Below are 8,932 nucleotides of genomic sequence, written 5' to 3'. Positions count from 1 at the left end.
TGTTCGCCCGCGGCGGCGTACCACCGTTCGGCCTCGGCCGGTTCGCCGAGCTGTTCCTTCAGCCGGCCCAGGTTGGCCATCCCGTCGGCGCTGCCGCCGCCGCTGTCGCGGTCGACCGTGACCCTCATCGGTGTGCCCGGGCTCGCCAGGCTTCGGCCTGGTCGGTGCGGCCGGTCGCGTCGAGTAGTTCGGCCAGCCGCTCGCTGGCGCCGAGGTGGCCCTGTTCGCCCGCGGCGGCGTACCACCGTTCGGCCTCGGCCGGTTCGCCGAGCTGTTCCTTCAGCCGGCCCAGGTTGGCCATCCCGTCGGCGCTGCCGACCTTCGCCGCCTCGGTGAACCAGCGCTCGGCCTCCCCGGTCACGCCCTGGAGCACGTACTGGATGGCCAGGTTGTTCATGCCGGTCGGGCTTCCGGACTCGGCGGCGCGCCGGTACCAGTCCATCGCCTCGTCGCGGCGGCCGGCGCGGCTGGCGAAGGTGCCGAGGTCGTTCATGGCGGCGGCGTGGCCCCCCGCGGCGGCCCGGCGGTACCAGTGCTCGACGTCGTCCTGCCGCTCGGGCCGGGGGAGCGAGGCGCCGAACTCGTACATCGCCCACGGGTCACCGGCCTCCGCGGCGCGCTCCAGCCACCGGACCGCCTCCTCGTGCCGGCCCGTCGTCCTGGCCAGCCACAGCAGGCACTTGACCGAGGTGACGTCGCCGCGCTCGGCCGCCGGGCGGAAGTGCCGTTCGGCGGCCTCCACCATGCCGAACTCGGCGAGCCGCGAGCACCACACGGTGACCTCGAACTCGTCGTCGACGGCGGCCGCCTGCGGCAGCACCGTCATCGCGGCGGGCCCGATGCCCCGGCCCAGTATGTCGTCGTCGCTCATGGCGCCAACCTACCGAGCGTGCCCCTGCCGGCCAGGAGAAAGCGCGGCGGCGAGCTGGCAGGAAGTGGCCGCCGCGACGCGCGCCGGCGTAAAGCGGACGCAACAAACCGCCCGAACGTTCTTCACGCCCGGGACGTACGGTGCGTGCTGCCCGCCACCCGTCAGAAAAGGGGCGAGAGGCGGGCATCCTTCGCACCTCATGAAGTAAGGCCCGACGTGACGACATTCCCCCGGCGTGTGAAACGCCTCGCCACCCTGCTGGCGCTCGCCTGTTGTGCGGGCCTCGCCGCCCCGGGCGTCGCCTCCGCCGCCCCCGGCGACGCCGACCCCGAGGTGGCCTCGGGCCCGTCCTGGTCCGTGACCCGTGTCGCGGGCGGTTTCGAGGTCTCCCTGGAACTCGACAGGACGCCGCCCGTCACGGCGAGCGCGCCCACCCTCGCTGTCGACGGCCGCGTCCTCGGCCCCGCGACCGAGTCGGCCGACGGGCGCACCCTCTCCCTGGTCACCAACGACCCCTCGGTGGCGGACGCCACCGAGGTCACCACCGACGCCTTCGGCAGTGAGGCGCCGGCCGGCGACGGCGAGCAGGTGGCACCCGCGCCGACCCCCGCCGGCGACCAGGAGGCGCTGGCCGCCGACCCGGCGCGCCGCGGCGACCACGAGGTGTACGAGGCCGAGTACGACTTCGGCGACCAGGCGGTCCCGCTGCTCAACATCGGCGGCATCCGCGGCGAGATGACGGGCAAGATCTACCTCCCGGACGGCCGCGGCGAGGCGCCCGTCGTCGTCTTCCTGCACGGCCGGCACACCTCCTGCTACGGCTCGGGCGCCGCCAACCCGGCCCGCTGGCCCTGCCTGGCCTCGCCGGACAGCACCGAGCAGCGGTTCCCCATACCCAGCCACCTCGGCTACGAGGACCCGGCCCGCGCGCTGGCCAGCAACGGCTATGCCGTCGTCTCGATCTCCGCCAACGCGATCAACGCCAACGACAACCAGCTCTCCGCCGACCACGGCGCCCAGGCCCGCGGTCAACTCGTCCTCGACACGCTGCGGATGCTGGAGCGCGCCAACGACGGGCAGGCCGTCGGCTTCCACGACGCGTTCACCGACCGGGACGTCAGCCTCGACGACGCCCTCAGCGGCGACCTGCGGCCGGCCGATCTCGTCGGCCGCCTCGACCTGGACGACATCGGCCTCATGGGCCACTCGCGCGGCGGCGAGGGCGTGGTCGCGGCCGCCACCCTCAACGACGCCCGGCCGGTGGCGCGGCAGTACGGGATCGACGCGGTGCTGCCGCTCGCGCCCGTCGCCTACGACCGCATCACGCTGCCCAACACGGTGACGGCGACGATCCTCCCGTACTGCGACGGCGACGTGGAGAACCTGATGGGCCAGCACATCGTCGACGACTCGCGGCACGCCTTCGACGACGACGTGCTCCGCTCGGCGGTCCTGGTGATGGGCGCCAACCACAACTACTTCAACACCGTCTGGACGCCGGGACTCTTCCCCGCGGCCACCGCCGACGACTGGGCCTCCTTCGCGCCGGCGGGCGACGACCCGACCTGCGACGCCGCCGCGGCGACCACCACCCGCCTCACCGCGGCCGAGCAGCGGGAGGTCGGCGTCGCCTACCTGGCCGGCTTCTTCCGTCTCGCGCTGGGCGGGGAGGAGGAGTTCCTGCCGCTCTTCGACGGCTCGGACGTGATCGCCCCCTCGACGGCCCCGTTCGCCACCATCACGGTCACCGCCAACCAACCCGCCCGCTCCCGTATGGACATCGCCACCTTCGAGCGGACGTCCACGGCCGTGCGCGCCTCGGGCGACGCCACCGCCGAGGTGTGCGCCAGCATGGGCGGCCAGGGCGGCGTCACCCTGCCGCAGCCCCGGCCGTTCTGCGCCACCACGGTCGACCAGGCGGCGCTCCCGCACTGGTCACCGGCCCTGTGGGCGCCGAACGTCCCCGCCTCGCCGATGCTCCACCTGTCGTGGACCTCGGGCGAAGGCGATCTCCGGGTGAGCCTGCCGCGCGGCCGGCGCGACCTCGGCGACTACGAGCGGATCGCCGTGCGGATGGCGGCCGACGCGTCCGTCGCCACCGCGACCGACGTCACCGTCAGCGTCACCGACGGCGACGGCGAGACGTGGTCGGCGCCCGTCTCGGAGCTCAACGCCGACGCCGTCACCCGGCTCCCCGGCGCGGGCCACCCCTGGCTGCGCAAGATCATCCTCCAGCAGGTCAGCATCCCGACCGCCGCCCTCGACGGGCTCGACCTCACCGACGTGCGCGAGGTGCGCTTCACGCCGGCCACGGACTCCGGCGGCGTCTACCTCTCCGACCTGACCGCCGAGAACCCGGCCGTCGGCGCCCGCCGCCCCGCCCGGCAGGCGACCGTCGACATCGCGTCGACCCGCGTCGAGGAGGGCTCGGGCCCCGGCACCGCGCAGGTCGCGGCCGTGCTCTCACAGCGCGTCGGCCACCCGGTCACCGCGTACGTCAGCGTCTTCGGCTCCGCCCAGGGGCGGGCCGGGGTCACGATGCGGGAGGTCACCTTCGCGCCCGGCCAGGTCTGTGTGCCGGTGTCGGTCCCCACCTACGGGGACACGCTTCCGGGCGCGACCGCGACGACGTCCTTCAAGGTCTCGGCGACCAACGTCTCGGGCGCCGTGATGGGCGACGCCGGCTTCGGCACGCTGACCGTCCGCGAGGACGACGGCGTCACGGCCGGTTCCCCGGCACCGGAGGTCGGCGAACAGGGCGACGTCTGCGCCGAGTACGCCGCCGCCGGGCGCACCGGCGGGCTGCGGCTCTCGGGACCGGTCACCGCCGGCTCGACCGTCGAGGTCGGCGCGCGGGGCTACCGGGCGGGCGAGAGCGTGGAGTTCACGCTGGGCGCCACGTCCCTCGGCCGGTCCTTCGCGGACGACCGGGGCGCGGTCGCCTTCGAGGCGGCGGTCCCGGCCGGCGCCCCGACCGGCGAGGCCACGCTCACCGCGACCGGCGCCGGCTCTGGGTACACCGCCGAGGCCCGGGTGCGGGTGCGGCCCGCGCGCTGACGCCCCGTCCGCCCCGCGACCGTGGTCGGGCCCTCGACGAGGGGCCCGACCACGGTCAGGGCTTGGCGGGGCCCGTCAGGCCCGTCACGACCTGTCAGGGCTTGAACGCGACGCCGGCCAGCAGGCTGACCTCGGCGTCCGTCATCGTCTCCCGGGCCAGCACGTGCAGGCGCGCGCTGGACTCGTAGGGGCGCCAGCGGTGCGCCACCTCGAGTCCCGGCTCCACCAGGTCGAGCCCGGCGAAGAACCGCTCGACCTCGGCCCGGGTGCGCACCTGCGCCGGGGTGCCGCTGGCCCGGTAGATCTCGACGGCCTTCGCCGTGGCGACGGGGTCGAAGTCCGGCGTGGCGTGGCTGATCGTCAGGGCCGAGCCGGACGGCACGGCGTCCAGCAGCGTCCTGACCACGCCGTAGGGGTCCCGGTCGTCCGGCATGAAGTGCAGCACCGCGCAGAAGCTGATGGCCACCGGCTGGCTGAGGTCCAGCGTCGACGTCAGCTCGGGGGCGGACAGGATCGACTTCGGATCCGTGCCGTCCGCCCTGATATACGCGGTGCGGCCCTCGGGGGAGCTGTCCAGGAGCGCCTGCGCGTGGGCCAGCACCAGCGGGTCGTTGTCGACGTACACCACCCGGCACTCGGGGGCGACGCTCTGGACCACCTCGTGCAGGTTGGGGGAGGTGGGGATGCCGGTGCCGATGTCGAGGAACTGCCGGATGCCGGCCTCGGCGAGCGTCCGCACGGCCCGGTGCATGAAGGAACGGTTCTCCCTGGCGAGCGTGATGATGCCCGGGTAGACCGTCAGGGCCTGTATGGCGGCCTTGCGGTCCGCCTCGTAGTTGTCCTTGCCGCCCAGGAAGAAGTCGTACATCCGCGCGGAGTGGGGCCGGCCGAGGCGAAGGTCCTCAAGCCCCACCTCGGGGATGGCGGCGGTGGCGGGCTCGTTGCCGTCCATGACAGCCTTTCGTCTCGACGCTGCGTGCGCTCACGGTGCCGCCATGGTAGTCGCGCGGCGCACCGCGACAACAAGCAACTCCCTTGCGCACCAGGCGAGTCAGGGCCGTCGTGGCGCACCGAGCCAGTCGAGGTCGACGATCGGCGTGCCGGGCGCGTGTGCCGTGACGGCCGCCACCAGCGCGGCCCGGTTCAGGCGCCAGGACTGGAAGGCGCGGCTGAGGGCCAGGACCTCGGGGGCGACATACAGCCCCGACACGGTCCTCACCGGGGAACCGCTCGGTCGGGGAGCGCCCGGAGGCGGTGGCGCGCCGGGACGGAGCCGGATCCCCAGGTGGCCCATCTGGTAGTCGCCCATGTCCGCCGTGAACAGCGCCAGCTCGGCGATGTGCGGCCAGGGCACGTGCACCTCGCGGCGGTAGACGACGCCCACCACGCGGCCCAGCGTGACGCCGTGCGCGTCGACGCGCAGCGCCACCCTGCCGGTGACCACCGCCACGGTGGGCACACCGACGAGGAGCAGGCCGAAGGCGACCATCAGCACGATCATCGTCGGCGATTCGCCGGTGAACGGCGCCATTCCGACGCAGACCAGGCCGATGGCGGCGAAAGGGACTTCCCGGTCGTGCCAGCCGTAGCGTTCCTCGTACATCGGACCCCCCGTTGCACCCTTGGTCAGAGCGTAGCGGGCGACCTGGGCAAGCGCCTCGCCCTGACGGCGTATTCGTACGGGCGCGCCGCTCGCGCCCTCCCGCGCGTCTTCACGCTCCACCCCGGCCGGTGTGGCGAGTCGTGCCGTGACGCACATACCCGTTATCCGCGGACCGAGCCGCGTCCGCGGGGTGTCGGGGGAGTCAGGGGGGTTGTGCCCATGACGTGGAATCCGCTGCTGCACTACGACTTCGTCACCCACGCCGCGTTGGACGAGACGGGACACGGCTTCCACGGCCGCGTGGAGCTGCCCGCGGCCGACCGCTGGGTGGACCGGCCGGTCGACGCGATCGCCACCGCGGTGCGTTACGACCATCCGGAGTCCAAGATCGTGACCGGCACCCGCCCCGAGTTCGCCGGTTGGCGCGGGCTGCGGGTGCGGGCGTACTTCAGGGCGGAGGACACCGTTGTCTCCCGCCGGCTCAACCTGGTCGAGGGCGACGGCTCGTTCGCCCTGTTCACCGAGCCGGGCGGGGTACTGTCCGGCACCATCAACGACGGCTCGCCCAGTTGGTGGGGCGTCTCCAGCCCGGTCGGCCGGCTGCGCGCCGGGCAGTGGCACCTCGCCGAGCTGCTGTACGACTCGGGGCAGGTGCTCACCCTCAGCGTGGACGGGCAGCTGCTCGGCGCCAGGACCACGGCCGGGCTGCCGATCCGCCCGGTCGGGGAGAACGGCATCCGCATCGGCTACTGGCCGGGCGGCGACTCCCGCTACACCTTCGACGGGCTGCTCGGCCCGGTCTGGGTGGACACGCTGGACGAGCGGGAGGAGCTCGTCCTGCCCCTCGCCAAGCTGCTCTGCGCGGGATCGGACGGCACCAGCCGGATGGAGCTGTGGGACGCCGCGCTGCGGCGGGAGCTCACGGGCGCGGAACAGCAGGCGCTCAGGGAGTTCGGCAGCACCGTCGCGGCCGGGGTGCGGCGGCTGGCCGGCATCCTCGTGGGCCAGGCCGCCGACCCGGCGGCCGCGCTGGACGCGCTCATGCCGATCGCCGTGGACATCGCCAAGCTGACCCAGGAGCACGAGCAGGCCGGCACCGACCTGTTGAAGGATCCGGCGCTGGCCCGGCTGTTGGAGCGGTTCCTGACGACGGCGGGCCAGGACAACCCGGCCGCGCAGCAGGCCTTCGGCTGGGAGGCGCTGCGGCTCGTCGCGGCCAATCCGCTCTCCCACGCGCGGTGGGAGCAGATCAGGCGGGGCCACCCGGAGTGGTGCGTGAGCACCTTCCCGGCCGGCGTCCCCGGCGGCGGCCCCGGCGCGTACGACTGGCTGGTGGAGTGGCTGGAGCGCTGGTGCGAGGACCAAGGTGGCCGAGGCCCCGGGGGGCCAGGAGGTCCCGGTGCTCCAGGAGGTCCAGGAGGCCCCGGCGGTCCCGGCGGTGGCCCGGGGCACGGCTGCGGCTGTGGCGGCCGTGGTGGCCGCGGCGCCTCCGAGGACCGCCCCGCGACGCACATCCACATCCACTGCGACCACCACGAGCCGGGGAGGCCGGCATGAGCAGGCTCGACACCATCCGTGCGTACCTCATCGAGCGCTTCTTCGAGATCCTGACCAGCGACCCGGACCTCGCCGGGCTCACCGAGCCGGCCGAACTGTTCGACCAGGACGGCCGGTTCGACGTCCCGGCCACCCCGGCGGGCTTCGTCCGCATCCCCACCACCACCGCCCTCGACGCCCGCGCCGACGCCAGCACCGACCCGGAGCAGCGGGAGCAGCTGGAGCGCTTCCGCTCCGTCCTGCAGAACACCCTCGCCGAGCTGTTCGGCCTGCTCGGCTACGACGACCGCGACACCGCCGACGTGTTCACGGCGGTGGCCGAGCGCTGCGCGCCCGTGCTGCGGCACCCGGACAGCCAGACGTACTGGCCCGTGGACATCGCCCGCTACCTGGCGTTCGACGACGGCGTGCTGCGCGGCCGGCTGTACGGCGACGGCGGCGCCCGCCCGATCGGGCGGAACGCGTTCGACGTGCTCTTCGACAACCCGGAGGCGTGGCAGGGCCCGGCGCCCGAGGACGTCCCCGAGGGCGGGCGGCGGCCGTTCGCCGCCACCATCGGCATCGACGCCGGGGTGGCGCCCTACCCCGACTCGCCGCTCACCGCCGGCCACCTCAACTTGCCGGCCGGCGACGCCCGGCTCACCCCGGGGCGCCTGGTGCCCACCCTGTTCACCGAGGTCAAGTCGCCCGAGGCGGCCTCCCGGCTGAACCGGCACTACGCCGCGACGGCGGCCCGCGGCGGGCGCTTCGTCGAGCTGCGCAACAACCGGATCCACCTCGACCCGTTGCGCGAGGTGCGCTTCCCGCGCAACGGCGGCGAGCCGCTGATGTTCCTCTACCACGCCTTCTACCCGGCGGACGACGGCGCCCGGCGGCTGGCCGTCGGCGACGGCACCAACCGGGAGTTCCACCACCTCGCCGTCGGCCTGCTGATGGACCGCTTCCCCGGCGGGGGCGGCGAGGGCGAAGGGCCCGCGGTGCGGCGGTGCCGGGCCGATCAGCCGCTCAGCGGGCTGCTCTTCCTCAGCACCAGTCCCACCACCGCCTCCGTGATCCCGCTCGACCACCCGGCCGTGACGCTCGTCGACGACGAGGGGGCCGAGAGCCCCGAAGGCCGCCACCCGGTGGTCTTCGCCAACCTGCTGGCCGTCCAGGGCCTGCAGAACCAGGTCAGCTACGACACCGTCCAGGAGGGCGGCCCGGGGCTCGCCGGAATCCCCCCGACCGACAGCGAGTTCTGGGCCGGCATCGGCGCCGCGCTGCCCGTGTTCGCCGTCGGCGGCGCGGGCATCGGCGCGGTGATCGGCGGGCCGGTCGGCGCGGGCATCGGGGCGGTCGTCGCGGTCGTCCTCGTGATCGTGGTCCGCCTCCTGGCCTGGCTGGTGGCCTGGCTGCTGAACAAGATCTTCGGCGGCGTCAAGGACCGGCAGTCGAACTACACCGACATCGACGGCTACTACGGCGACAAGAAACCGCTGGAGTCGTTCCGCAACCCGGCGCAGCAGGACATCGGGCCACCCGGCGTCGTCTCGGAGACCGGCGGCGAGACGCCCGGCCGCTCCTACACCCTGCGGAACGTCCCGCACTTCCCCGCCGAGAACCTCTACGGCCTCGACTTCAGCACCGGCGACACCTTCCGGATCGTGGACGACGCGGCCCGGAACGAGAAGCTCGCCTGGCGCGCCTTCACCGGCGGCGTCGGCTACCAGTTCCAGCGCCCGGTCCCCGGCAGGACCGACGTCTCGGGCGCCTCGCTGCGCGACTACTTCGAGCTGTTCAGCGCCAAGTACGAGGAGCTGCGCGCCGCCAGGGAGCAGGTGGTCTACTTCGGCGAGTGAGACGGG

The 8,932-nt window shown here is 74.0% G+C and carries 6 protein-coding genes; 3 read left to right on the top strand and 3 right to left on the bottom strand.

The window, feature by feature from the left end:
- Positions 1-124: 124 nt before the first annotated feature.
- On the bottom strand, positions 125-871 hold the full coding sequence (locus ACFWI8_RS09690; protein ID WP_387087804.1) for a tetratricopeptide repeat protein: 747 nt from the start codon (positions 869-871) through the stop codon (positions 125-127).
- Positions 872-1,108: 237 nt separating this feature from the next.
- On the opposite strand from ACFWI8_RS09690, the gene ACFWI8_RS09685 reads away from it, so the two are divergent.
- Positions 1,109-3,928: a hypothetical protein gene (locus ACFWI8_RS09685; protein ID WP_387087801.1), complete on the top strand. Its 2,820-nt coding sequence runs from the start codon at positions 1,109-1,111 to the stop codon at positions 3,926-3,928.
- Positions 3,929-4,022: 94 nt separating this feature from the next.
- Here the strand turns inward: ACFWI8_RS09685 and ACFWI8_RS09680 are convergent, their stop codons facing one another.
- Together ACFWI8_RS09680 and ACFWI8_RS09675 are read right to left on the bottom strand one after the other, a co-directional pair.
- A complete protein-coding gene (locus ACFWI8_RS09680; RefSeq protein WP_387087799.1) occupies positions 4,023-4,880 on the bottom strand; it encodes an SAM-dependent methyltransferase in 858 nt (285 codons plus the stop codon).
- A gap of 99 nt (positions 4,881-4,979) precedes the next feature.
- Positions 4,980-5,531, bottom strand: coding sequence for a hypothetical protein (locus ACFWI8_RS09675; protein ID WP_387087796.1), 552 nt, complete (start codon positions 5,529-5,531; stop codon positions 4,980-4,982).
- 219 nt (positions 5,532-5,750) lie between these two features.
- Here ACFWI8_RS09675 and ACFWI8_RS09670 point away from each other — a divergent pair, with 219 nt between their 5' ends.
- Positions 5,751-7,088 (top strand): hypothetical protein, encoded by a 1,338-nt coding sequence (locus tag ACFWI8_RS09670; protein WP_387087793.1) that lies wholly within the window; start codon positions 5,751-5,753, stop codon positions 7,086-7,088.
- A complete protein-coding gene (locus ACFWI8_RS09665; RefSeq protein ID WP_387087791.1) occupies positions 7,085-8,926 on the top strand; it encodes a hypothetical protein in 1,842 nt (613 codons plus the stop codon). Before ACFWI8_RS09670 ends, ACFWI8_RS09665 begins: the two co-directional genes overlap by 4 nt.
- Positions 8,927-8,932: the final 6 nt, after the last annotated feature.

This window comes from Streptomyces sp. NPDC127098, from assembly GCF_042722465.1.
Taxonomy (GTDB): domain Bacteria; phylum Actinomycetota; class Actinomycetes; order Streptomycetales; family Streptomycetaceae; genus Streptomyces; species Streptomyces millisiae.
The sequence above is the reverse complement of the archived record's forward strand: the minus strand, read 5'-3'. Positions and strand labels throughout refer to the sequence as shown.

What these genes read in the sequence shown, in the direction of transcription:
- ACFWI8_RS09665 (WP_387087791.1), top strand. Translation starts at nt 7,085, where the DNA reads ATGAGCAGGCTCGACACCATCCGTGCGTACCTCATCGAGCGCTTCTTC.
- ACFWI8_RS09670 (WP_387087793.1), top strand. Translation starts at nt 5,751, where the DNA reads ATGACGTGGAATCCGCTGCTGCACTACGACTTCGTCACCCACGCCGCG.
- ACFWI8_RS09690 (WP_387087804.1), bottom strand. Translation starts at nt 871, where the DNA reads ATGAGCGACGACGACATACTGGGCCGGGGCATCGGGCCCGCCGCGATG.
- ACFWI8_RS09680 (WP_387087799.1), bottom strand. Translation starts at nt 4,880, where the DNA reads ATGGACGGCAACGAGCCCGCCACCGCCGCCATCCCCGAGGTGGGGCTT.
- ACFWI8_RS09675 (WP_387087796.1), bottom strand. Translation starts at nt 5,531, where the DNA reads ATGTACGAGGAACGCTACGGCTGGCACGACCGGGAAGTCCCTTTCGCC.